23 protein-coding genes are annotated in these 22,764 nt (G+C 66.4%); 19 read left to right on the plus strand and 4 right to left on the minus strand.

The features are described from left to right. Nucleotides 1-102 precede the first annotated feature (102 nt). Nucleotides 103-1,248 (minus strand): pyridoxal phosphate-dependent aminotransferase, encoded by a 1,146-nt coding sequence (locus TVB01_RS00515; protein WP_422453261.1) that lies wholly within the window; start codon nt 1,246-1,248, stop codon nt 103-105. A 110-nt stretch (nt 1,249-1,358) separates the two neighbouring features. Here TVB01_RS00515 and truB point away from each other — a divergent pair, with 110 nt between their 5' ends. The 8 genes from truB (at nt 1,359) to TVB01_RS00555 (ending at nt 9,291) form a co-directional block, all read left to right on the plus strand. Then, complete coding sequence (gene truB / locus TVB01_RS00520; protein ID WP_422453263.1) at nt 1,359-2,279, plus strand: tRNA pseudouridine(55) synthase TruB; 921 nt, start codon at nt 1,359-1,361, stop codon at nt 2,277-2,279. Then, nucleotides 2,280-2,654, plus strand: a complete 375-nt coding sequence (locus TVB01_RS00525; RefSeq protein WP_422453264.1) for a hypothetical protein — start codon at nt 2,280-2,282, stop codon at nt 2,652-2,654. Next, nucleotides 2,651-3,094: a hypothetical protein gene (locus TVB01_RS00530; protein WP_422453266.1), complete on the plus strand. Its 444-nt coding sequence runs from the start codon at nt 2,651-2,653 to the stop codon at nt 3,092-3,094. Before TVB01_RS00525 ends, TVB01_RS00530 begins: the two co-directional genes overlap by 4 nt. A gap of 106 nt (nt 3,095-3,200) precedes the next feature. Next, nucleotides 3,201-3,863 (plus strand): DUF4345 domain-containing protein, encoded by a 663-nt coding sequence (locus TVB01_RS00535; RefSeq protein WP_422453268.1) that lies wholly within the window; start codon nt 3,201-3,203, stop codon nt 3,861-3,863. 100 nt (nt 3,864-3,963) lie between these two features. Continuing rightward, nucleotides 3,964-4,953, plus strand: a complete 990-nt coding sequence (locus TVB01_RS00540) for a bifunctional riboflavin kinase/FAD synthetase (RefSeq protein ID WP_422453269.1) — start codon at nt 3,964-3,966, stop codon at nt 4,951-4,953. Nucleotides 4,954-5,085: 132 nt separating this feature from the next. Then, nucleotides 5,086-5,355, plus strand: coding sequence for a 30S ribosomal protein S15 (gene rpsO / locus TVB01_RS00545; protein WP_055240444.1), 270 nt, complete (start codon nt 5,086-5,088; stop codon nt 5,353-5,355). A 318-nt stretch (nt 5,356-5,673) separates the two neighbouring features. Continuing rightward, nucleotides 5,674-7,896: a polyribonucleotide nucleotidyltransferase gene (locus tag TVB01_RS00550; protein WP_422453271.1), complete on the plus strand. Its 2,223-nt coding sequence runs from the start codon at nt 5,674-5,676 to the stop codon at nt 7,894-7,896. After that, nucleotides 7,897-9,291 carry a M16 family metallopeptidase gene (locus tag TVB01_RS00555; RefSeq protein ID WP_422453273.1) on the plus strand — a complete coding sequence of 465 codons (1,395 nt, stop codon included), beginning with the start codon at nt 7,897-7,899 and terminating at the stop codon, nt 9,289-9,291. A 92-nt stretch (nt 9,292-9,383) separates the two neighbouring features. Here TVB01_RS00555 and TVB01_RS00560 read toward each other — a convergent pair whose 3' ends face one another. Together TVB01_RS00560 and moaA are read right to left on the minus strand one after the other, a co-directional pair. Beyond that, nucleotides 9,384-9,644: a MoaD/ThiS family protein gene (locus TVB01_RS00560; RefSeq protein ID WP_422453275.1), complete on the minus strand. Its 261-nt coding sequence runs from the start codon at nt 9,642-9,644 to the stop codon at nt 9,384-9,386. Further along, nucleotides 9,645-10,760: a GTP 3',8-cyclase MoaA gene (gene moaA, locus TVB01_RS00565; protein ID WP_422453277.1), complete on the minus strand. Its 1,116-nt coding sequence runs from the start codon at nt 10,758-10,760 to the stop codon at nt 9,645-9,647. Between the two features lie 150 nt (nt 10,761-10,910). Between moaA and TVB01_RS00570 the strand changes: the two genes are divergently transcribed. From TVB01_RS00570 to TVB01_RS00610, 9 genes are all read left to right on the plus strand, one after another. Continuing rightward, on the plus strand, nt 10,911-12,428 hold the full coding sequence (locus tag TVB01_RS00570; RefSeq protein ID WP_422453279.1) for a molybdopterin-dependent oxidoreductase: 1,518 nt from the start codon (nt 10,911-10,913) through the stop codon (nt 12,426-12,428). 39 nt (nt 12,429-12,467) lie between these two features. Further along, nucleotides 12,468-13,271 carry a tyrosine-protein phosphatase gene (locus TVB01_RS00575; RefSeq protein ID WP_422453280.1) on the plus strand — a complete coding sequence of 268 codons (804 nt, stop codon included), beginning with the start codon at nt 12,468-12,470 and terminating at the stop codon, nt 13,269-13,271. Nucleotides 13,272-13,334: 63 nt separating this feature from the next. Then, nucleotides 13,335-14,570, plus strand: a complete 1,236-nt coding sequence (glp, locus tag TVB01_RS00580; protein ID WP_422453282.1) for a gephyrin-like molybdotransferase Glp — start codon at nt 13,335-13,337, stop codon at nt 14,568-14,570. 26 nt (nt 14,571-14,596) lie between these two features. Next, complete coding sequence (moaC, locus tag TVB01_RS00585; RefSeq protein ID WP_422453284.1) at nt 14,597-15,082, plus strand: cyclic pyranopterin monophosphate synthase MoaC; 486 nt, start codon at nt 14,597-14,599, stop codon at nt 15,080-15,082. Next, nucleotides 15,070-15,576: a MogA/MoaB family molybdenum cofactor biosynthesis protein gene (locus tag TVB01_RS00590; RefSeq protein ID WP_422453384.1), complete on the plus strand. Its 507-nt coding sequence runs from the start codon at nt 15,070-15,072 to the stop codon at nt 15,574-15,576. The genes moaC and TVB01_RS00590 overlap by 13 nt, the downstream gene beginning before the upstream one ends. Next, on the plus strand, nt 15,566-16,006 hold the full coding sequence (locus TVB01_RS00595; RefSeq protein ID WP_422453286.1) for a molybdenum cofactor biosynthesis protein MoaE: 441 nt from the start codon (nt 15,566-15,568) through the stop codon (nt 16,004-16,006). The genes TVB01_RS00590 and TVB01_RS00595 overlap by 11 nt, the downstream gene beginning before the upstream one ends. Nucleotides 16,007-16,022: 16 nt before the next feature. Next, a complete protein-coding gene (gene dapB / locus TVB01_RS00600) occupies nt 16,023-16,781 on the plus strand; it encodes a 4-hydroxy-tetrahydrodipicolinate reductase (RefSeq protein WP_422453287.1) in 759 nt (252 codons plus the stop codon). 10 nt (nt 16,782-16,791) lie between these two features. Further along, on the plus strand, nt 16,792-17,271 hold the full coding sequence (locus TVB01_RS00605; RefSeq protein ID WP_422453288.1) for a hypothetical protein: 480 nt from the start codon (nt 16,792-16,794) through the stop codon (nt 17,269-17,271). A 72-nt stretch (nt 17,272-17,343) separates the two neighbouring features. Then, nucleotides 17,344-18,849: a DHA2 family efflux MFS transporter permease subunit gene (locus TVB01_RS00610; RefSeq protein WP_422453289.1), complete on the plus strand. Its 1,506-nt coding sequence runs from the start codon at nt 17,344-17,346 to the stop codon at nt 18,847-18,849. A 21-nt stretch (nt 18,850-18,870) separates the two neighbouring features. Here the strand turns inward: TVB01_RS00610 and TVB01_RS00615 are convergent, their stop codons facing one another. Next, nucleotides 18,871-20,043 carry a heparan-alpha-glucosaminide N-acetyltransferase domain-containing protein gene (locus tag TVB01_RS00615; protein ID WP_422453291.1) on the minus strand — a complete coding sequence of 391 codons (1,173 nt, stop codon included), beginning with the start codon at nt 20,041-20,043 and terminating at the stop codon, nt 18,871-18,873. A 90-nt stretch (nt 20,044-20,133) separates the two neighbouring features. Here TVB01_RS00615 and dapA point away from each other — a divergent pair, with 90 nt between their 5' ends. Next, the gene (gene dapA / locus TVB01_RS00620) at nt 20,134-21,054 is read left to right on the plus strand and encodes a 4-hydroxy-tetrahydrodipicolinate synthase (protein WP_422453293.1); all 921 of its coding nucleotides are present in this window, start codon (nt 20,134-20,136) and stop codon (nt 21,052-21,054) included. A 6-nt stretch (nt 21,055-21,060) separates the two neighbouring features. After that, the gene (locus tag TVB01_RS00625) at nt 21,061-22,752 is read left to right on the plus strand and encodes a ribonuclease J (protein ID WP_422453295.1); all 1,692 of its coding nucleotides are present in this window, start codon (nt 21,061-21,063) and stop codon (nt 22,750-22,752) included. The last annotated feature ends 12 nt before the right edge of the window (nt 22,753-22,764 follow it).

Here is a 22,764-nt window from a genome sequence, read left to right on the forward strand (position 1 = left end):
CATGCCGAAGGAGTCACAGACTAGGCAGGGGGCGGCGGTGTGTAAACGCGAAGTTGGGAGGAAACTGTGCCTCAGCTGATAAATAGCCGGAACGCCCTGAGGCTAATCGTTGGCGGGGAGCCGGCCCAGGCCTTCCGCCAGATCGGTGCCCGGCCCGCAGAGGGCGATCCGGACCCAGCCCTCGCCAAACGAGCCGAAAGCAGTTCCCGGGGCCAGGGCGACGCCGGATTCGGCCAGGAACGTGCGGGTCCACCCGCGGATGTCGCCGCCGGAAGCGTGCGAAAGGTCGGCCCAGAGATAGAAGGCACCCTGGGCCGGCAGGAACGGTATCCCCTTCTCGACCAGTACCGCGGTCGCAGCGTCCCGGTTGCGGCGGTAATGTGCACCGGCCTCACGGACGTAGTCCTGCGGGCCGGTCAGGGCAGCGAGGGCTGCGTACTGGGACGGGGAAGCCACGCAGGAAACGATGGATTCCATCACGGTGCTCATCCGGGCTTCCAGTCCCGGGGGAGTCACCAAGGCGCCGATGCGAAGACCCGTCAGGCCGTAGGTCTTGGACAGGGTGTAGGAGGAAACCACCCGTTCTCCTTCCCCGTCAAAGGCCAGCGGGGACATATGCGGAACGTCGTAGGTAAACGCCTCGTAGCACTCGTCCGAGATAATCCAGAGATCCCTCCGCCGGGCCAGTTCCACCAGCTCGCGGGTGAGGTCCGCACTGAAGACAGAGCCCAGCGGGTTGGACGGCGAATTCAGCAGCAGCACCCGGGTCCGGGGAGTGATCCTGGCCTCAATGTCCGCAATCCTGGGCTGGAAGCCGTTTTCGGGGTGCAGCGGATAGTCGACCGGCTCGGCGTGGAGCAGGCGGGCGGTCATGGCGAAGGTAGGGTAACCCGGATTCGGAATCAGGATCTCGTCTCCGGCGTCGAGCAGCAGGCTCATCGCCAGGTGCAGGCCCTGCTGCGCGCCGGCCGTGACGAACACCCGCGACGGATCCACTGCGGTCCCGGTCTGTGCGCCGACCTGCTCGGCGAAAGCCGTCCGCAGGGGAGCTATGCCTGCATTGGGCGTGTAGCCGGTCTCATCCCGGGCGAGGGTCTGCTGTGCGGCCTCAAGGATGTGGGGCGGCGTCGGGAACCCCGGTTCTCCGATGCTGAGGACAATCGAGTTCGGTGTTGCCCAGGCAGCCTGCGTGATTTCGCGGATCTGGTTCGGGTCGACGGTACGCACGTGGGAGGCAAGCTGGGGCATATCCGCATGCTACCTCCGCTTGCCGCTTCCGGCGTGTTGGCGCGGCCGCCGGGGAGTACAGCCGGCGCACGGCGCCAGGCACGCCCTGACCGGCGCATATACTGGAAGGCGTGAATTCCGGGCAGGTCCGTTCAGGACTGATAATTGTGGACAAACCGCAGGGATGGACCAGCCATGACGTGGTGGGACGCCTGCGCAGGCTGGCCGGCACCCGGAAGGTGGGCCACGCCGGGACCCTGGACCCCATGGCCACGGGAGTCCTGGTGGTCGGCATCAACAAGGCCACCCGGCTGCTGACCTACATCGTGGGCACGACCAAGACCTACGAAGCCACCATCCGGCTGGGCCAGTCCACTGTCACTGACGACGCCGAGGGCGAAGTGACGGCAGAGACGATTGCGGCGGCTGTCACAGACGAAGAAATCGAGGCTGCCGTCGCAGCCCTCACCGGAGACATCCAGCAGGTTCCCAGCAGCGTCAGCGCCATCAAGGTCAACGGTGAACGCTCCTACGCGCGGGTCCGCGCTGGCGGCGAAGTCAACCTTCCCGCCCGTCCGGTGACCGTTTCCCGCTTCGAGATTCACGGGATCCGGCGCGAACACGGCGGCAAGCTGCGCGACGTCGACGTCACCGTTGAATGTTCATCCGGAACCTATATCCGTGCCCTCGCCCGTGACCTCGGTGCCGCGCTGGGCGTTGGCGGGCACCTGACTGCGCTTCGGCGCACCGCCGTCGGGCCCTATTCCGCTGACCAGGCCTCCACCCTGGAGCAGCTGGCGGAAGACCTGCGGCTCCTTGAGCTCAATGATGCGGCCCGGGCGCTGTTCCCGGTGCGTGAACTCAGCGCCGTCGAGGCGGAGGACATCTCGCATGGGCGCAGGATCGATCCGTCCGGGTTCCCGGCGCGGAACGGAGAGCCTGTCCCGGTCGCGGCGTTCGCGCCGGACGGCGAACTCATCGGCCTGTTGGCGGACAAGGCCGATACTGCCCGGGCGCTGCTGGTCTTTGCCCCTGGAAATGAGAGGGCCTAAGTGCTCATCGACCCCCTGTTCATTGTCGGCACGGTTGTCTGCCTCGTCTCCACGGTCCTCTGTGTCGGTGCGGCCATCCTGCGGCACGGACCCAACGACCTCACGATCCTCTCCGCCGCCGCCGTCGAACTGTTCCTGATTGTCTACGCAATTGCCGCCGTGATCCGCCAGACCGGCGGAGAAACCCTGAACGGACCCGCCTGGGAATTCTGGGGGTACCTGCTGACGGCTGCCGTCATCCCGATCGGCGCCGTCTGGTGGTCGTTGATGGACCGGTCGCGGTGGAGCAACCTGGTCCTGGGGGCAGTCGGAGTCACCGTGTTCGTCATGCTGTTCCGGATGGAGCAGATTTGGGATGGAGTCCAGCTCGGATGAAAAAACTGATCAAGCCCAAGCCCGCTGCGGACCAGGCACAACCGGCTGCGCGCAACACCGGGCCGGGACGGCTCATCGTCGCCGTCTACGGCGTCTTCGCCCTGGCAGCATCGGCACGGGCAGCCTTCCAGATCGCCACCAAGTTCGACGAGGCCCCGGTTGCGTACCTGCTGTCCGCCTTCGCGGCTGCGGTCTACATCGTCGCGACGCTTTCACTGGCCCGGTCCGGGGAAACCTCCTACAAGGTCTCCGTCGCCGCCGTCGGCATCGAGATGGCCGGTGTCCTGGCCGTGGGACTCCTTGGCCTGCTTGACCCCGCCGCCCTGCCGGATGACACCGTCTGGTCCGGTTTTGGCCAGGGCTACGGTTTTGTGCCGCTCGTGCTGCCCATCCTTGGACTGTGGTGGCTTTACCGGCACCGGAACCGCCAACACGCCTAGCTGCCGGGGCGCAAACAGGTCCGTCCCAGCCCGTGAGACGATGTGAAAAACCGTGCCGGCGTCTCAATGCGGGCGCGGCGAACCGCGATCCCATCAGGGGGCAACCATGACCACGCCAACTCCGGGACCGGCTGAGCAGTCCCACGGCGCAGCCGGCGACCGGCAATCCGGCCCGGGCGGGCAGTCCTCCCCGGGCGGGCAGTCCTCCCCGGGTGGCCAGTCCAGCGAACGCTCCGGCAGGGTATCCCGGCGGAGCAGAGGCAAAACGCCCGCGTCCGATGCAGGCCGCAGGCAGCCTGCGAGAACCTGGAAGAGCTCAGATGACTGGGGTGTTTTCCGGACCGTGGTCATCGCCGTCGGCGTCCTGATTGCCGGAATAGGCATTTATTACCTGATTACCGGAACGGCAGGAGTGGCTGAGACCAGCGGGGGAGCGGTCAACGCGTCTCTGGAGAGCCAGTTCCGCTTCTTCTCCGCCATGATGGTCGGCGTCGGAGCGGCCTTCGTGGCAATAGCCATCAAGTTCCAATGGGCCAACATGCTGTGGCTGGTCTGCCTCATGGTCTTCCTCGGCGGCATCGGACGCGTTCTGTCCTGGGCCTTTTCCGGCACCCCGCACTTCACGCTGATCATCCTCATGATCCTCGAGCTGGCCTTCCCGCCGGCGCTGCTTGTCTGGCACCGGTTCATCGTCAAGACCAGCGCGCTGAGGAGCGAGATCCACCGGGGCCGTGCCGGCGGAGAAGACTCCGCACCGGCCGGTGCGTGAAGGATGCTTGTTTTCCGCCATAATGGATGAAGCCTTCTGTGCAGCACCTGCTGCCCAAGGCGCATTCATGGCAGGCATTTGTCGCTGGTAAGGAGCTCGGGTGTATTACTGGAATGACCTTGCGGAGGTGCCGTCCGACCTTGGTCCGACAGTAGTGACGATCGGCAACTTCGACGGCGTCCACCTGGGCCACCAGCACGTCCTTGCCCGCCTCGTGAAGACGGCCCGTGATCACGACGCGGCGGCCGTGGCCTTGTCCTTCGACCCGCATCCGGCTGCGGTCCACCGGCCGGAAAGCGCTCCCGAGCTCATTATGGGACCGGCTGACCGGACCGAGGCACTGGCGGAAGCCGGCCTCGACGGCCTCCTGATGGTGCACTACGATCTTGACCTTGCGTCGCTGACCGCCGAGGAATTCGTGCGGAAGTTCCTGGCCGAAGGCCTGCATGCCGTCGCCGTGGTCCTGGGGCACGACGCCCGCTTTGGCCGGGGGAACACCGGGGACCTGGACACCATGCGGGAGCTGGGCGCGGAACTGGGATTCGACGTCGTCGCCGTTGATGATCTCGATGCCCTTCCCGAAGGTCCCGAAGACTCCCAGGGGCGCCGGTGCTCTTCAACCTGGATCCGCGAAGCCCTGGCCGCGGGGGATGTCCGGACGGCGGCACGGCTGCTGGGACGGACACACCGCATGCGCGGGGTGGTGGTCCACGGGGCTGCACGCGGCCGCGAACTGGGATTCCCCACCGCAAACCTGGCACCCGAGTCGACGGGCCTTATTCCGGCGGACGGCATCTATGCCGGCTGGCTGGTTGATTCCGCCGGAACGCGGTGGCCGGCAGCCATATCCGTCGGTTCGAACCCGACGTTTGACGGCGTCAGCCGCCAGGTGGAGGCACACGTCATCGACCGGCCCCGGGAAGCCGTCGAAGATTTCGACCTCTACGGCCAGTGCGTGGGAGTGGAGTTCGTGGAACGCCTGCGCGGCATGGTCGCCTACACCGGACCGGAGGCGCTGATCACCCAGATGCGGCTTGACGTCGCCCGGACTAGGGACGTCCTTTCGACAGAAGGCCCCGCGGCCGGGTAAACTGTTGGAAAATTCGGCTGCGGTCCGTGGCGGCTGAATTTCTTTGTGTCCGTCGCTTTGAAGCAGCGGGCACAGGGTTCCCGGCAGCGAAGTGCTGATTCGGGCCTCACGGCACAAATTGTAGGAGTTACATTGGCACTCGATCCCGCCGTCAAGCAGGCGATCATCAAGGAATTCGCACTCACCGAAGGTGACACCGGATCCCCCGAGGTTCAGGTTGCTGTTCTGTCCCGTCGTATTTCCGACCTGACCGAGCACCTGAAGACCCACAAGCACGACCACCACACCCGCCGCGGCCTGATGGCCCTGGTTGGTCGCCGTCGTCGTATGCTGGGTTACCTGCGCGAGACCGACATCACCCGTTACCGTGCGCTCATCGAGCGTCTCGGCCTGCGTCGATAGTCATGCTTTGAGGGCGGTACCTGCGCACGCGCAGGGCCGCCCTTTCCGCAGCCGCGTCCCTGGGGCAGATATGGACACCGGAATCACCGGAAGCGCACCTGCCCGGAGCGCAGCAACTGCGGAACCCGCAGTACAGCAGTAAACACAAACACATACAGGAGTCAGCCAGCATCGCAGCATTCGCGGTCCTCGGTAGTGGTTTACGGGAAGTTTGGCCCGTGGACCTCGATCGAAGACCGGGTGTTGAGCCCCTGCAGCCGCAGGAGTTCATGGGACGATGCTGGGTGCCTCCGCAAAGCAGAACGGAGGTGACTCTCTATGGAGGGTCCCGAAATCCAGTATTCAGAAGCCGTAATCGACAACGGTCGTTTCGGAAAGCGCGTTATCCGCTTCGAAACCGGCCGCCTGGCAGCCCAGGCTGCAGGTGCCGCGATGGTCTACATCGACGAAGACACCGCACTTCTCTCGGCCACCTCGGCCGGCAAGTCCCCGCGTGAGGGCTTTGACTTCTTCCCGCTGACCGTGGACGTCGAAGAGCGTATGTACGCCGCCGGCCGCATCCCGGGATCGTTCTTCCGCCGCGAAGGCCGTCCGTCCACCGAAGCCATCCTGGCCTGCCGCCTGATGGACCGCCCGCTGCGCCCGGCATTCGTCAAGGGCCTGCGCAACGAAGTCCAGGTTGTCGTCACCGTGATGGCGATCAACCCGGACGTGCTCTACGACGTGGTTGCCATCAATGCGTCCTCCATGTCCACCCAGCTTTCCGGCCTGCCTTTCTCCGGCCCGATCGGCGGCGTCCGCGTCGCCCTGGTCGAAGGCCAGTGGGTTGCCTTCCCGAAGCACTCCGAACTGGAGCGCGCAGTCTTCTCCATGGTGGTTGCCGGCCGCATTGCCGGTGACGACGTCGCCATCATGATGGTTGAAGCCGAAGCCACGGACAACGCCTGGAACCTCATCAAGGAAGAGGGCGCCACCGCCCCGACCGAAGAGGTTGTCGCCGAGGGCCTCGAAGCCGCCAAGCCGTTCATCAAGGCACTGTGCGACGCTCAGGCCGACCTGGCAGCACGCGCCGCCAAGCCGACCGTTGAGTTCCCGCTGTTCCTGGACTACCAGGACGATGTCTTCGAAGCCGTCGAAGCTGCTGCCGCTTCCAAGCTGGCCGAGATCTTCGCGATCGCTGACAAGCAGGAGCGCGACGCCGCCTCCGACGCACTCAAGGACGAAGTCAAGGCTTCCCTGGCAGAGCGCTTCGAAGGCCGCGAGAACGAAGTTTCCGCTGCGTTCCGTTCCGTCACCAAGCAGGTTGTGCGCCAGCGCATCCTCAAGGACCAGATCCGCATCGACGGCCGCGGCCTGACGGATATCCGCCAGCTCACCGCCGAGGTCGAGGTTCTGCCCCGCGTCCACGGTTCGGCAATCTTCGAGCGCGGCGAAACCCAGATCCTGGGCGTCACCACGCTGAACATGCTGAAGATGGAACAGCAGATCGACTCTTTGTCGCCGGTAACGCGCAAGCGCTACATGCACAACTACAACTTCCCGCCGTACTCCACCGGTGAAACCGGCCGCGTGGGCTCGCCCAAGCGCCGCGAAATCGGCCACGGTGCCCTGGCAGAGCGCGCGCTCATGCCGGTGCTGCCGTCGCGTGAAGAATTCCCGTACGCCATCCGCCAGGTCTCCGAAGCCCTGAGCTCCAACGGCTCCACCTCGATGGGCTCGGTCTGCGCCTCGACGCTGTCCATGCTCAACGCCGGTGTGCCGCTGAAGGCTCCGGTTGCCGGCATCGCCATGGGCCTGGTTTCCGACCAGGTCGACGGCGAAACCCGCTACGCCGCCCTGACCGATATCCTCGGTGCCGAAGATGCCTTCGGTGACATGGACTTCAAGGTCGCCGGTACCTCCGAGTTCGTCACGGCCATCCAGCTGGACACCAAGCTCGACGGCATCCCCGCCTCGGTCCTGGCCGCCGCGCTGAAGCAGGCCCGCGAAGCGCGCCTGCACATCCTCGGCGTCATGGATGCTGCGATCGATACCCCGGACGAGCTCTCCGAGTTCGCGCCGCGGATCATCTCGGTGAAGATCCCCGTGGACAAGATCGGCGAGGTCATCGGCCCGAAGGGCAAGATGATCAACCAGATCCAGGAGGACACCGGCGCTGACATCTCGATTGAAGATGACGGCACGGTCCTGATCGGCGCCACGGACGGCACGTCCGCCGAGGCTGCCCGGGCTGCGGTCAACGCGATCGCCAACCCGATGGTTCCGGAACTGGGCGAGCGCTACCTGGGCACAGTCGTGAAGACCACCACCTTCGGTGCCTTCATCTCCCTGACCCCGGGCAAGGACGGCCTGCTGCACATCTCCGAGCTGCGCAAGCTCTCGGGCGGCAAGCGCGTCGACAACGTTGATGACGTTGTCTCCGTCGGCCAGAAGATCCAGGTCGAAATCACCAAGATCGACGACCGCGGAAAGCTTTCCCTTTCGCCGGTTGTTGCCGAAGACGACGCCGAAGGCGAACTGGCTGCCGAGACAGCAGAGTAAATGCCTGAAAACATCACGGACAGCCGTTCCGGCGCGGGATTTTCCCGCTCCGGGACGGTTGTCCCATTTCCACTGTCATCCAGGCCGGGCGATCCGGCCATCGAAATCGGCGATCCGGCAGGCGCCGTCGTCCGCCGTTCCGTGCTGCCCGGCGGAGTCCGGGTGCTCACCGAGTCCATGCCGGGCCAGCGCAGTGCCACGATTGGCTTCTGGGTCGGCGTAGGGTCGCGTGACGAAGCAGAAGGCCGGCACGGGTCCACGCACTTCCTGGAGCACCTGCTGTTCAAGGGCACGGAGCGGCGCAGCGCCATGGACATTGCGTCAGCCTTCGACGAAGTAGGAGGGGAATCCAACGCCGCGACGGCGAAGGAGACCACCTGCTACTACGCCCGTGTGCTGGACACCGACCTGCCCATGGCCATCGATGTCATCGCGGACATGGTCACCTCTGCCGTGCTGGATCCGGAAGAGCTCGAGCAGGAACGCGACGTCATCCTCGAGGAAATCGCGATGGACGCCGACGATCCGGCTGATCTCTGCCATGAGAAGTTCGCCGAGGCCGTGCTGGGAGACCATCCGCTGGGCCGTCCGATCGGCGGAACGCCGGAAGCGATCAAGGCCGTGCCCCGGGATGCCGTAGTAGAGCACTACCGCAGGCACTACCGTCCGGAAACGCTGGTGGTAACGGCTGCCGGCGGCCTGGAGCATGAAGGTGTGGTCTCACTGGTGCTGGACGCCCTCAAGCGGGCCGGCTGGGAACTCGACGAGGGCGCTGTGCCCGCTCCCCGGCGGAACACTGCGCCGGCGCAGATCACCGCCGCCGGCGGCGTGCAGGTCATCAACCGTCCGGTGGAGCAGGCCAACATTGTCCTGGGCTGCCCGTCGCTGACGGCTACCGACAGCCGGCGGTTCGCCATGAGCGTGCTGAACACCATCCTGGGCGGCGGAATGTCCTCGCGCCTGTTCCAGGAAATCCGGGAAAAGCGGGGACTGGTGTATTCCACCTACTCCTTCGCGGCGTCGTACACCGATGCCGGCTACTTCGGCATGTACGCAGGCTGCTCGCCGGCCAAGACGCGGCAGGTCATTGACCTATTGCAGTCGGAGCTGGAGCGGCTGGCAGCGGACGGCGTCGAACCCGGAGAACTGGAACGCGCCGTGGGCCAGATTTCCGGGGGACTGGTTCTCGGCATGGAGGACACCGGTTCACGGATGTCCCGCCTGGGCAGCGCTGAGCTGGTCCGCGGCGAGTACGTCGACATTGAAGCCTCCCTGGCCCGCATCCGTGCGGTCACGGGAGACCAGGTTCAGGAGCTCGCTGCCGAATTGGCAGCGGCACCGCGGACCATCACCGTCGTCGGGCCCTTCGCATCCGCGGCGGAGCTCGGCTTCTAGCCTCTCATCCCATCGAGATGACAGAAACTGCCCGTATGAGCCTTCATACGGGCAGTTTCTGTCATCTCGATTTTTTGGGGGAGGGGACGGGCTTAGCCGCCGGCAAACGGGGGCAGGATGTCCACCGTGTCCGACATCTCCAGCAGCCGGGACCGGTCGCGGGCGGCAACCTCATTGACCAGGAACGTGCTGCGTCCAATGACGGTCTGCAGGACGGGGGTTCCCTCCGGCGCATCCGGATGCAGTGCGGCGAGCTTTTCAAGCAGCTCGCCCAGCTGGAGGGGCCCGGCGTTGATCGTTTCTTCTTCAATGCCTGCCGCTGCCTTCGCAGCGCCAAAATAGCGGATCAGCACTTAGCCACCTATCGCACTCATTGTTCGTTCAGGCTGTACATAGTCCGGGGCGCCGAGACCGGCATGGTCCATTCCGTGCGCCTTCGGCTTGCCCCACATCGCTTCCTGCCAGCGGCGTGCGACGGCGGCGTCGTCCCCGCCGCTCCGCAGCAGTTCCAGCAGGTCGGTTTCCTCATGGGAGAACAGGCAGCTGCGCACCTTGCCTTCGGCCGTGATGCGGGTCCGCCGGCAGTCGGCGCAGAACGGTTCTGTCACGGAGGCAATGATGCCGACGACGCCGGCCACCACGCCGGGAGAAGTGCGGGAGCGCACTTCCCACCGTTCGGCCGGCGCGCCGTCGCGGTTGCGCGGATCGGGGGCGAGGATGAAACGTTCCTCGAGCCGCTCCCGGATCTCGGCCGCGGTAATCATGCCCTCCCGGGTCCAGCCGTGGTCGGCGTCCAGGGGCATCTGCTCAATGAACCGAAGTTCAAACCCGTGCGCCACGGCCCATTCCAGCAGGTTGGGGGCCTCGACGTCGTTGATGCCCCGCATCAGCACGGCGTTGATCTTGATCAACCCCAGTCCGACGCGCGCTGCTTCCTCAACGCCCGCCAGGACCCGGTCCAGGAACGGACGGCGGGTGAGCTGGGCGAAGGTGCCGGGATGCAGCGAATCAAGGGAGACGTTGATGCGGGTCAGCCCTGCCTCCTTGAGGGCTCCGGCTTTTTTATCCAGCCCCAGCCCGTTGGTCGTCAGGGAAACGGGCAGCTCGGGATGGTTGGCCCGGATCCCGGCGATGATCTCCACCAGATCGGCACGGACCAGCGGTTCGCCGCCGGTGAGCCGGAGCTCGCGGACACCCAGTCCGTTGACGCCGATGCCTACCAGCCGGACGATCTCGCCTGCTGTGAGCACCTTGTCCTTGGGCAGCCAGTCCAGTCCGGATGCGGGCATGCAGTACGTGCAGCGCAGGTTGCATTTGTCCGTGAGCGACAGGCGCATATCGGTTGCACGCCGGCCGTAGCGGTCAACCAGCCCGTCGAGTCCCTCCGGAGTCTCCGCGTTCGGCGCCGCCCCGGGCTCGGGGAACGGCCGCGGCGGTGCGAAGGCGGGCATGCCAAGCTCAATTCCCATTCCTCGAGTGTAGGCGGTTTCACATCCGGCCTCTAGGAAGGTTCCGCAGCCACGCCGGGGCAGGGGCCAGGACTGCCATAATCGTTCCAGGCCACCGGAGGGAAACCGTCCGGCCAACTTAGCTGACCGGAGAACAAAACGATGCCAGGAATGTGGCCCTGGGCCAGTGCTGCAGGGCTGGTGGCCGCGGCGCTTTCCGTCGCGGCCGGGGAGCTCGCCGCAGCACTCCTGAGTCCTGCCCTGTCACCGGTCACGGCTGTAGGAGCGGTGGTGGTCGATGCGGTGCCGGGACCGGTCAAGGACTGGGCTATTGCTGTTTTCGGCACCGCGGACAAGACCGCCCTCCTGGCCGGAATGCTGCTGGTCATCGCCCTGACCGGCGCGGCCTGCGGACTGCTGGAAACCAGGCGTCCGCCGTGGGGTTCGGCCGTACTGGCGGGTTTCGGCGTGCTGGGCGCGGCTGCCGCGCTTTCCCGGGCACAGTTCTCTGCGTTGGCGCTCCTTCCGCCGCTGCTCGCCGGTCTGGTGGGTGTGCTTGTCCTGCGGGCACTGGCGGCACGGATCCGCAGCTATGCGGCTTCGGGCCCGGGAGAGCCGGGAGCCAGCCGCCGGGACGTCCTCGCAGCGGTAGGCGGCGGGGCTGCCGTGGCCGTGGTTGCCGGCGGCCTGGCCGGGCTGACCCGCAGTTCACAGATAGCCGCCGAAGACCTGCGCGCGGGCATCGACCTGCCCCCGCCGGTGGAACCCGCAGCACCTGTTCCTGCCGGCGCGGAACTCGGCATTCCGGGAACTGAGCCCCTCATTACGCCCAATGCCGACTTCTACCGGATTGACACAGCCCTCCGGGTGCCGCTGGTGAATCCCCGGGAATGGCGGCTGCGCGTCACGGGGCTCGTGGAGAGGGAGGTCGAACTCACCTATGACCAGCTGCTGGCCAAGCCCCTGCAGGAAAGCTGGGTCACGCTGGCCTGCGTTTCCAACGAAGTGGGCGGGTCCTTGATCGGCAACGCCCGGTGGCTCGGCTGGCCGGTCCGGAAGCTCCTGGCCGAAGCCGGGGTGCAGGACGGTGCCGACGTCGTCCTGTCCACCAGCGAGGACGGCTGGACCGCCACGACCCCACTGGAGGCTCTGACCGATGCCCGCGATTCCCTGCTGGCGGTTGGCATGAACGGTGAGCCGCTGCCTCCTGAACACGGCTTTCCGGTCCGGATGGTGGTGCCGGGCCTCTACGGGTACGTCTCGGCGACCAAATGGGTCACCGAGCTGAAGGTTTCCCGGTTCGCAGATGAGACTGCGTACTGGACAGACCGGGGCTGGTCCGAGCGCGGTCCGGTCAAACTCTCCTCACGGATCGACACGCCGTCGCGCAATGCCCGGCTCAGCGCCGGCACCGTGACTGTTGCCGGCGTTGCCTGGGCCCAGCACACGGGCATCAGCAACGTCCAGGTCAAGGTCGACGACGGCGAGTGGCAGGACGCTCGGCTTGCCGCCGGCATCTCGGCGGACACCTGGCGCCAGTTCGCGGCCGACGTGGAGCTTTCCGCCGGCGACCACACCATAGAAGTCCGCGCCTTCGACGCGGACGGCAACGTACAGGACGCAACGAACCGGCCGGTAGTGCCCGACGGCGCCACCGGCCTGCATTCGGTCACGGTTGGCGCCGGCTGACCATGCCGTCCCGTCCGGAGTATCCGCTAGGGTCGAGCAATGGCTATCACGACTCTCGAAGGCACTGTTAACTTCCGTGACGTGGGCGGATTGCCGCTCACCGGGGGCGGGACCGTCAATTCCGGTGTGCTGTACCGTTCCGACGCAATCGCGGGGCTGACCCCGCACGGCCTCGAGGAACTGGCCGGATCCCAGATCAACGTCATTGTGGATTACCGAACGCCGGCAGAGCAGCAGATGGCACCGGACCGGCTGCCTGCCGTGAACACCTTCCTGAAGCTGGACCTGCCGCTGCTGGAGGGAGCGTTCACGGCGATGGCCCAGCAGGAAATGCAGCGGGCGAATCTTTCCGGTGACCGGGCTGCGGCAGCACGCGCGGTGCAGGCCGCCGTGGGCCAGCTCCCCACGCTGGCGCAGATCTACACCGGGATGCTTGAGCACGCCGCGGAGGAGTTTGCCCAGAGCGCAAGGGCTGTGTCAGCAACCGGACCTGGTTCGGCAACCCTGGTCCACTGCACGGCGGGCAAAGACCGTACCGGAGTGGCCATCGCGCTGATCCTGGACGCTGTCGGGGTGGAAACCGCTGCGATCGTCGCCGACTACGAGGCAAGCGAACACAACCTGGCGGGCGCCTGGGCGGAGAAAACACTGGGCATGGTCACCGCGATGGGGGTTCCCCTGAACGACGAAATCGTCACGCTGGCAACCAAGGCACCCGCCGGGGCCATCCGCGCCGCGCTGGACTGGGTTGAGGAAAACCACGGTTCGTCGGCCGAATACCTGCGTTCCGGCGGACTGAGCGATGCTGAACTGTCCGACCTGCGCGGCCGCTTGCGCGACTAGGCACAACGGCAGGGCCCGAGTCCTCGCATAGACTTCCGGAAGAACGCCGGACGAAGGAGAAACGTGGGGAGCACAGGCAGCCGGGCGCGCCCGGTACGGGAGCACCAGGACGCCGTTGCGCAGCTGCTGGCGAACAACCTCCGCAGCCGGACGCAGGAACGAAGCCTGGATGCGGCCGCCGGACGCATCCTTGCCGGCGACGTCCGTGCCCCGGGCAGCCTTCCGCCGTTCGCCAACTCACAAATGGACGGCTACGCCGTTCGCAGCACGGACCTGGACACGGGAGGAGCAGCCGCAGAACTGGCTGTTGCGGCCGCGATTCCGGCCGGAGCGCCGGCGCCCGGCCTGGCCCCCGGCACGGCGGCGCCCATCATGACCGGAGCCATGCTGCCCGCGGGGGCGGACGCCGTCGTACCCATTGAGCGCGCCGTGCCGGACACGTTCTACCCGCACCCCGAAGGGGAGGCGGTTTCCCTGCCCGGCGGGGTGCCGGCCGGACAGTTCGTCCGTCCCAAGGGCTGCGACATTGCGGCGGGGGACGTGGCGCTGGCAGCCGGAACTCGGCTTGGGGCGGCGCAGCTGGGTCTGCTGGCAGCCCTGGGGATCCCCGCCGTCAGCGTCCGTGCGCCGCTGCGGGTGCTGCTGCTGAGTACCGGCGACGAGGTGGTGGAGCCGGGCCGGCCGCTGGCACCAGGCCAGATCCATGACGCGAACACCACCCTGCTTGCCGTCAGCCTGCGGGAAGCCGGTGCCGAAGTGATGCGCTCACGCATCCTGGCGGACTCTCCGGCAGAATTCCTCACGGCCCTGCGCGATGACCTGGCCAGGCACCCGGTGGATCTGATCCTCACCTCGGGCGGCATCAGCAAGGGCGCCTATGAGGTGGTGCGGCTGGCGCTGGCGGCCGACGGCGTTGAGTTCACCTCGGTAGCCATGCAGCCCGGCGGTCCGCAGGGGATCGGGACCGTGGACGGGGTTCCCTTCCTGGGGTTCCCGGGCAACCCGGTCAGCGCCCTGGTCTCCTTCGAAATGTTCCTGCGTCCCGCGCTCAGCGCGTTGACCGGCCTGCCGGCACCACGCCGGGTCCTCAAGGCCGTCCTCGCCGAGGAAGCGCTGAGTCCGGCCGGGAAACTGCAGGTCCGGCGCGGCCAGTACGGTGCGGGCACGGTGTCACTCATCGGCGGGCCCGGTTCCCACCTCATCCATGCCCTGGCCGCCTCCAACGCACTGGTCCTGGTTCCCGAAGAAACAGAACACCTCCCCGCCGGCTCGGAAGTGACAGTATGGCTGTTGGAATGACCCGTTCTACCGAAAGGACCGCGCCGATGGCCGGAGACGAAAACCAGCCGGCACTGACCCATGTCAGGGCGGACGGAACCGCCCACATGGTCGATGTCTCCGCGAAGGCCGAGACCTCCCGCGAAGCGACGGCACAGGCCGTGCTGAACACGACCGCCGACGTGGTGCGGCTGCTCAGCGACGGAGGCCTGCCCAAGGGAGACGCCTTTGGCGTCTCCCGCGTGGCCGGCATCATGGCCGCCAAACAGACCTCTAACCTCATACCGCTGTGCCATCCGCTGCCGATCACCAAGGTGACGGTGGACTTCGAGCCCGGAGAGAGCACCGTTCTCATGAAGGCAACGGTGAAAACCAAGGCCCTGACCGGCGTCGAGATGGAGGCCCTGACCGCGGTCTCCGTCACGGCCCTGACCCTCTACGACATGATCAAGGCCGTGGACAAACACGCAGCCATCTCCGACATCATGGTGCTGGCCAAGTCGGGCGGCAAAAGCGGGGACTGGGCGCTGTGAGCCCCCGGAAGGAACCCGCGCGCCGAACGGCCGCGATCCTGGTCGCCTCCACCCGCGCCTCCGCGGGAATCTACGAGGATGAAGCCGGCCCGCTGCTGCAGGACTGGTTCTACGCACTCGGATACGACGTCGTGCTGGCTGAAGTGGTGCCCGACGGCGATGCGGTGGGCGAGGCGCTGAAGCGCATGCTGGCCCTGCAGCCGTCCGTGGTGGTCACCAGCGGCGGCACGGGCATCAGCCCGACAGACGCCACCCCCGAGCAGACCCTGCCGCTGCTGGACCGCCAGGTTCCCGGCATCATGGAAGCACTGCGTGCCGCCGGCCTGGCCAAGACGCCGATGGCTGCGCTGACCCGGGGGTACGCCGGTACGGCCGGCTCGAGTTTCGTCGTGAACCTGCCCGGATCCCCGTCCGCCGTCGCCGACGGACTGGCTGTCCTGGAACCTGTCCTCGGACATATCTGCGGCCTGTTGGAGGGCAAGAATGAGCACTAGCCACGTCGTTGCTGCCACCGTTGGCGAGTCGGTCCTGGACACCGAGACCGCCTATGACGCGGTCTGGACCCCGCAGGACGGTGCCGTAGTGACTTTCAGCGGGATTGTCCGGAACCACGACGGCGGCCGAGATGTCGCCTCCCTGGGCTACAGCGCCCATCCCACTGCCGGCGCCGTCATTGCGGATGTTGCTGCTGAGACTGCGCGAAAGTACGACGGCGTGCGGATCTGGGTGGCCCACCGTACCGGGCCGCTGGAGATCGGGGACGCTGCCCTGGTGGCCGCCGTCGCCTCGGCCCACCGCGGCACCGCCTTCGCCGCGTGTGCTGAACTGGTCGATACCGTAAAGGCCCAGGTCCCCGTCTGGAAGGAACAGGTCTTTGCCGACGGGACCGTCGAGTGGGTGGGCGTCAGCGACGCCCCGGCCTGACCGGTAATCTGGAACCATGAGTGAAAAACTGCCTGTCGCCGTGCTCGGTGCCACCGGACGCATGGGCTCCGAAGCGGTCAAGGCCGTGGAAGCAGCCCCGGACCTGGAACTCGTGGCGGCTCTGGGCCGCACCGATTCCCTGCAGACATTGGTCTCCGCCGGCGCGCAGTACGTGGTGGACCTGACCGTTCCGGACAGCACCGAAGCCAACGTCCGCTTCGCCGTCGAGCACGGCATGCACGCCGTCGTCGGAACCACCGGCTGGGACGCCGGGCGCCTGGAACGCCTGGAAGAGCTGCTGGCGGAGCACCCGGAGACCGGTGTCCTCATTGCCCCGAACTTCGCCCTCGGCTCCGTGCTCGCTTCGGCGTTTGCAGCCAAAGCCGCGCCGTACTTCGAGTCCGTGGAGATTGTCGAACTCCATCATCCGGACAAGGTGGATGCCCCGTCAGGCACCGCGGCCCGGACCGCTGAACTGATAGCTGCAGCCCGTTCCGACGCCGGAACCGGACCGTCACCGGACGCCACAACCACGGAGCTGCCCGGTGCGCGCGGCGCCGACGTCAACGGGGTCCGTGTGCACTCGGTGCGGCTGCGCGGACTGGTAGCCCACCAGGAGGTCCTCCTGGGCGGGCCGGGGGAGCAGCTGACCATCCGGCACGACTCCTACGACCGGGCCTCCTTTATGCCCGGCGTCCTGCTCGGCCTGCGCGAAGTCGCAGCGCATCCGGGCCTCACCGTCGGCCTCGACGGCTACCTCAACCTGAACGCCTAAGGAAACGCACTTGTCCACCTTCTTTTCAGGTCTGTTCCATAACCGGGCCAAGATCGGCGTCCTGCTGGTCACCACCCTGCTGGTCTTCTACATCCTGGTCGTCGCGCAGCGCGGATGGCTGCTGATGATGTCAGACGGCATCGTTGCCAAAGCCATGGGCGTCGCCTACTTCGTCCTGCCCGCAGTGGGTGTGTGGGCCCTGGTCCGCGAACTGCTCTTCGGGGCGCAGACCGAGAAAATGGCCCGCATCCTCGCTGATGAGGGGGGACTTCCCGTCGATGACCTGCCGCGGACTCCGGGCGGGCGGATCGTGCGGGAAGCCGCCGATGCCGAGTTCGTGAAGTACCAGGCCGAGGTCGAAGCGGACCCGGAACAATGGCGCACCTGGTTCCGCCTCTCCTGCGCGTACGACGCCGCCGGGGACCGGAAGCGTGCACGTGCCGCGATGCGCCAGGCCGGGAAGCTTTTCGCTTCCGCTTCGGTTAGCTAATACGGACAGAGCAACACCCATAGTTTCGAGGGGCGTGCCGCCTCTCTGCACAAGCGATCCGAGGATACTTTTTTGACGACCCATGCCGGAAACCGCCCCACACGACCCGCTCCGGCAGAATCCGCCGCGGCTCCCGGCGCAGATCCGCACGCTGCACGCAACCGCCTGGTCATCGGCATCCTGATCGTTTCGGCGTTCGTCGTGATCCTGAATGAGACGATCATGAGCGTTGCCCTTCCCACGCTCATGGCGGACCTGGACATCAGTGCGGCCAGCGCCCAGTGGCTCACCACAGGGTTCCTGCTCACCATGGCCGTGATCATTCCGATTACGGGATTCCTGCTGCAGCGTTTCCACACACGGCAGATCTTCCTGCTCGCCATGATCCTCTTCACCTGCGGAACGCTGGTCGCAGCCATCGCTCCCGGCTTTGCGGTCCTGCTGATCGGCAGGATCGTGCAGGCCAGCGGGACAGCGATCATGCTGCCGCTGCTGATGACGACGGCGATGACGCTCGTTGCGCCGGCGGCCCGCGGGCGCACGATGGGCAACATCTCGATCGTCATCTCGGTGGCGCCCGCCATCGGGCCGACGATTTCCGGAGTGATCCTCAGCGTGCTGAGCTGGCGGTTCATGTTCATCCTGGTGCTGCCCATCGCGGTTGCAGCCCTGATCCTGGGGGCGGCCAAGATCCAAAATGTCACCGAACCGCGCAAGGTCCCGCTCGACGTCCTGTCCGTCATCCTCTCCGCGTTCGCCTTCGGCGGGCTGCTGTACGGACTCTCCGCACTGGGCGAGGGCGCGTCCCACAGTCCGGCGCCGGTTCCGCCGCTGGTTCCCTTCGCCGTCGGCGTGGCCGCCCTTGTGCTGTTCATCCTCCGCCAGGGCAAGCTCGCCCGCGTATCCGAGCCGCTGCTGGACCTCCGGGCCTTCCGCACGCCGAACTTCACGATTTCGATCGCCATGATCGCGGCGTCGAGCATCACCCTCTTCGGGAGCCTGATCGTCCTGCCCATCTACATGCAGTCCGTCCTGGGCCTGGGTACCCTGACCACGGGACTGCTCCTGCTGCCGGGCGGCCTCATCATGGGCATCCTGTCACCGGTCGTCGGCCGGATCTACGACCGGATTGGCCCGACAGCCCTGCTGATTGGCGGATCGGTGCTGGTCAGCGGAAGCCTCTGGGCCATGATGGCTTTCTTCCGCCAGGACACTCCGGTGTTCGTTATCCCGGTCATCCACGTCCTGCTCAGCATCGGGCTGGCCATGACCTTTACGCCGCTGTTCACCTCGTCGCTGGGATCGCTTGAGCCGAGGCTGTACTCGCACGGCAGCGCCATCCTGAACACGGTGCAGCAGGTCATGGGCGGCGCCGGGACCGCGCTGTTCGTAACGCTTCTTTCCACTGGTGCGGCCGCGAAGCTTGCACAGGGGGCCGCCGCCGTCGAAGCCACTGCGGCAGGTGTGCAGTCTGCGTTCCTGGCCGGTGCCGTGATCAGTGTCCTCGCTGTGGCGGCAGCCTTCTTTGTCCGCAAGCCGGCAGCAACCCAGGGCGAGCTGCCTCCTGCCGGGCACTGAGACCGGAGCGGTGCGCGGCTTTTAGCGGCGGTTCCCGGTCAGTTTTCCGTCCCTGGCCAGCCGGGAAGCACCCGAGGCGACAGTCTCCAGCGGGCCCCGGGATCCCAGGCGGACAAAGGCCAGGCCCACCAGGACCGCCGCTGCGGCTTGGAGCCAGAAGGTCCACCCCGGGTCGGGCGCGGTTTCCTGGGCGTCCAGGAGGGCCATCACCCAGATGTGGACGCTGTAGAGCGTCAGTGTCATCGCCCCGGCCGCAGAGAGCGGGAGCAGCAGGTTCGGCCGCGACCGGGTCAAAAGCAGGCAGGCCGCGACGACGGCAGCCGCTGTCCCTGCCGTATGCAGCAGGTCAAAGGTGGTTCCGGAATGCGGCGCGCTCACCGCCAGCCACCACCAGGAACCGGACTGGTCCACCCCCGTCAGGTTAACCTCCAGCATCCGTCCGATGGGCCACGTCCGGCCCGACTCGGTGGTGAGCAGCTCCGCGAACCCGCCGGCATCGATGAGCAGGTACCAGCTCAGGTACTTGGCGCCCACCGCCGCGAAGATGCCCGCGGCAAGCAGGCCGGCCTGCACCCGGAGATCCGAGAGCTGCAGCCGCCCGATCACCATGCCGATCAGCAGGTAGCTCATCCACTGGACCGCCGGATAGACGCCGGTGAAGAGGACATCCGAGAGCAGAGTGGCCGGTTCCAGGAAATGTTCCCAGGTGATGTTGCCGCCGACGTCCGGCGGAACAACGGTATCGATCAGCCACGGCCGCACCAGATAGGCGAGCACAGGGGAAAGGCACACCCACGCACCCGCCCAGGCCGCCAGCCTGCCCAGCCGCATGTTCGTGAACGGCAGGACCAGCAGGAACAGTACGGCGTAGTGGAACAGGATGATCGCGATCGAGGTGTCGAGCCCGCCGAGCAGCAGGCCGATCAGTGCGATCACCACGGCCCGGGCCGCGATGCCGCGCCGGCTGGCACCGGGGGAGCGCCCGGCGCCGGGATTCGGTCCTCCCGTGAGCAGCGCCAGTCCAATGCCGGCCACGACGGCGAAAAGCGCCGATGCGCGCCCGGAAAACACCAGCGCCGCAAACGTGGGCTCCCCGGTTGCCGGGTCATACAGGGGGAAGATATGGGTGGACATCATGCCCAGCAAAGCCACCCCGCGGGCCGCATCGATGCCCGTCAGACGCGTTCTGCTCATTGCAGAATCGTCTCACAGGCCCCGCCTCGCTCCGGGCGGCTCCTGTGTCCGTTTGTCCCAATCGCAGGTCCAACAGGTAACGTTTTACCCATGGCTGACTCTTCTCTTTCTTCCCGTCCGTTTGGAACCCTGGTGACCGCGATGGTCACCCCGTTCACTGCCGACGGCGAAGTCGACTTCGAGGCCACGGCCTTCCTGGCCAACAAGCTCGTTGAAGACGGCTGTGACGGCCTCGTTGTCTCCGGAACGACCGGGGAAACCTCCACCCTCGAGGACAGCGAGAAGGAAGACCTTTTCCGCGTCGTGGCGCAGACTGTCGGCGGACGCGCGAAGGTTATTGCCGGAACCGGCACCAACCACACTTCCCACTCGGTGGAAATGGCCAAGCGGGCAGAGCGCGCCGGTGCCGACGGCCAGCTGGTGGTGACGCCGTATTACAACAAGCCGACACAGGCCGGCGTGATCGCCCACTTCGACGCCGTTTCGGCGGCCAGCGACCTGCCCATCATGATTTATGACATCCCGGGCCGCGCCGGGATCCCCATCGCCACGGAGACGATGTTCCGCCTCGCGGAGAACCCCAAGGTCCTGGCGCTCAAGGACGCCAAGGCTGACTTCGCTGCCGTCACCAGGGTCCTGGCCAACACCACCCTGGATGTTTACGCCGGCGACGACGGGCTGACGCTGCCGTGGATGGTGGCCGGAGCAGCCGGCGTCGTCAGCGTCAGCGCCCACGTTGCGACCGGCGCGTTCCGCGCCCTCGTGGACGCGGCAGCCGCAGGAGATTTCGACAAGGCCCGCAGGATCCACTTTGAACTGGATCCGGTAGTGCGAGCCGTAATGACACACATACCAGGTGCCATTTCCGCCAAGCAGATCCTCAAGATGCAGGGAGTGATCCCCAACGCCGCTGTACGGCTGCCGCTGGTGGCTCCCGACGCGATTGAAATGGAAGCTGTCCTGGCGGACCTGGCCGAAGCAGGATGGGACTTTTCCCAGGACAAGGCGTAATAAAACATGATTGAAACCGCGGACACCGCACTGAAGACCCCTCCCCGCCTCAAGCCCGGGACGCTGCGCATCGTGGCGCTGGGCGGGCTCGGAGAGATTGGCCGCAACATGGCCGTCTTCGAAATCGACGGCAAGCTGCTCATCGTGGACTGCGGTGTGCTCTTCCCGGAAGAGACCCAGCCCGGCGTTGACCTGATCCTCCCGGACTTCTCCTATATCGAGGACCGGCTGGACGACGTCGTGGGCGTCGTGCTGACCCACGGACACGAGGACCATATCGGTGCCGTTCCCTACCTGCTGCGGCTGAAGAAGGACATCCCCCTGATCGGATCCCAGCTGACGCTGGCGCTGATCGAGGCGAAGCTCCAGGAGCACCGGATCAAGCCGTTCACACTCACCGTCAAGGAGGGCCAGGTTGAGCAGCTCGGCCCCTTCGAGTGCGAATTCGTGGCGGTAAACCACTCCATTCCGGATGCCCTCGCGGTATTCATCCGGACCGGCGCAGGCACCGTCCTGCACACCGGCGACTTCAAGATGGACCAGCTTCCGCTGGACGGGCGCATCACCGACCTGCGCGCGTTCGCCCGGCTGGGCGAAGAGGGTGTGGACCTCTACATGGCGGACTCGACCAACGCCGACGTTCCCGGCTTCACGTCACCGGAACGCAATATCGGCCCGGTCCTTGAAGAGCTCTTCGGCAAGGTCAAAAAGCGGATCATCGTTGCTTCCTTCTCCTCGCACATCCACCGCGTCCAGCAGGTGCTCGACGCCGCTGCCGCCCACGGACGCAAAGTCTGCTTCGTTGGCCGCTCCATGGTGCGGAACATGGCCATTGCGGAGAAGCTGGGCTACCTCCACGTCCCCGAGGGCATCCTGGTGGACCTGAAGAACGTGGATAACATGCCGGACCACAAGCTGGTCCTGATGTCCACGGGTTCGCAGGGCGAGCCGATGGCAGCGCTCTCGCGGATGGCCAACGGAGACCACCGCATCAACGTGGGCCGCGGCGACACCGTGATCCTGGCCTCGTCCCTGATCCCGGGCAACGAGAACGCCGTCTTCCGTGTGATCAACGGGCTGATGAAGCTCGGAGCCGACGTGGTCCACAAGGGAACCGCCAAGATCCATGTCTCAGGCCACGCCTCGGCGGGGGAGCTGCTCTACACCTACAACATCCTGAAGCCGAAGAACGCCATGCCCGTGCACGGTGAAACCCGGCACCTGATCGCCAACGGCAACCTCGCCGCCCAGACCGGCGTGCCGGAAGAGAACATCATCCTCGCCGATGACGGCACCGTGGTGGACCTGGTCAACGGAAAGGCCCGGGTAGTCGGCAACGTTGAGTGCGGCTTCGTGTACGTGGACGGCTCCAGCGTTGGCGAGATCACCGACACTGACCTGAAGGACCGCCGGATCCTCGGTGAGGAAGGCTTCATTTCAGTCATCACCGTGGTGAACCGCAGCACCGGAACCATCGTCTCCGGGCCGGAGATCCATGCCCGTGGCTTCGCCGAAGACGATGCCGTGTTCGACGAGATCAAGCCCAAGATCAGCAAGGCGCTGGAGGAGGCCGTGATGTCCAACCGCGACCACACGGCCTACCAGCTGCAGCAGGTTGTCCGCCGTGTGGTGGGGACCTGGGTCAACCGCAGGCTCCGCCGCCGGCCGATGATCGTTCCGGTGGTTCTCGAGGCATAGCAGTGCCGCTCT

The organism is Arthrobacter sp. 7Tela_A1 (genome assembly GCF_049311065.1).
GTDB lineage: Bacteria > Actinomycetota > Actinomycetes > Actinomycetales > Micrococcaceae > Arthrobacter_B.

What these genes read in the sequence shown, in the direction of transcription:
- TVB01_RS00515 (WP_422453261.1), bottom strand. Translation starts at nt 1,248, where the DNA reads ATGCCCCAGCTTGCCTCCCACGTGCGTACCGTCGACCCGAACCAGATC.
- TVB01_RS00530 (WP_422453266.1), top strand. Translation starts at nt 2,651, where the DNA reads ATGAAAAAACTGATCAAGCCCAAGCCCGCTGCGGACCAGGCACAACCG.
- TVB01_RS00535 (WP_422453268.1), top strand. Translation starts at nt 3,201, where the DNA reads ATGACCACGCCAACTCCGGGACCGGCTGAGCAGTCCCACGGCGCAGCC.
- TVB01_RS00550 (WP_422453271.1), top strand. Translation starts at nt 5,674, where the DNA reads ATGGAGGGTCCCGAAATCCAGTATTCAGAAGCCGTAATCGACAACGGT.
- TVB01_RS00555 (WP_422453273.1), top strand. Translation starts at nt 7,897, where the DNA reads ATGCCTGAAAACATCACGGACAGCCGTTCCGGCGCGGGATTTTCCCGC.
- moaA (WP_422453277.1), bottom strand. Translation starts at nt 10,760, where the DNA reads ATGGGAATTGAGCTTGGCATGCCCGCCTTCGCACCGCCGCGGCCGTTC.
- TVB01_RS00570 (WP_422453279.1), top strand. Translation starts at nt 10,911, where the DNA reads ATGTGGCCCTGGGCCAGTGCTGCAGGGCTGGTGGCCGCGGCGCTTTCC.
- TVB01_RS00575 (WP_422453280.1), top strand. Translation starts at nt 12,468, where the DNA reads ATGGCTATCACGACTCTCGAAGGCACTGTTAACTTCCGTGACGTGGGC.
- moaC (WP_422453284.1), top strand. Translation starts at nt 14,597, where the DNA reads ATGGCCGGAGACGAAAACCAGCCGGCACTGACCCATGTCAGGGCGGAC.
- TVB01_RS00595 (WP_422453286.1), top strand. Translation starts at nt 15,566, where the DNA reads ATGAGCACTAGCCACGTCGTTGCTGCCACCGTTGGCGAGTCGGTCCTG.
- dapB (WP_422453287.1), top strand. Translation starts at nt 16,023, where the DNA reads ATGAGTGAAAAACTGCCTGTCGCCGTGCTCGGTGCCACCGGACGCATG.
- TVB01_RS00615 (WP_422453291.1), bottom strand. Translation starts at nt 20,043, where the DNA reads ATGAGCAGAACGCGTCTGACGGGCATCGATGCGGCCCGCGGGGTGGCT.
- dapA (WP_422453293.1), top strand. Translation starts at nt 20,134, where the DNA reads ATGGCTGACTCTTCTCTTTCTTCCCGTCCGTTTGGAACCCTGGTGACC.
- TVB01_RS00625 (WP_422453295.1), top strand. Translation starts at nt 21,061, where the DNA reads ATGATTGAAACCGCGGACACCGCACTGAAGACCCCTCCCCGCCTCAAG.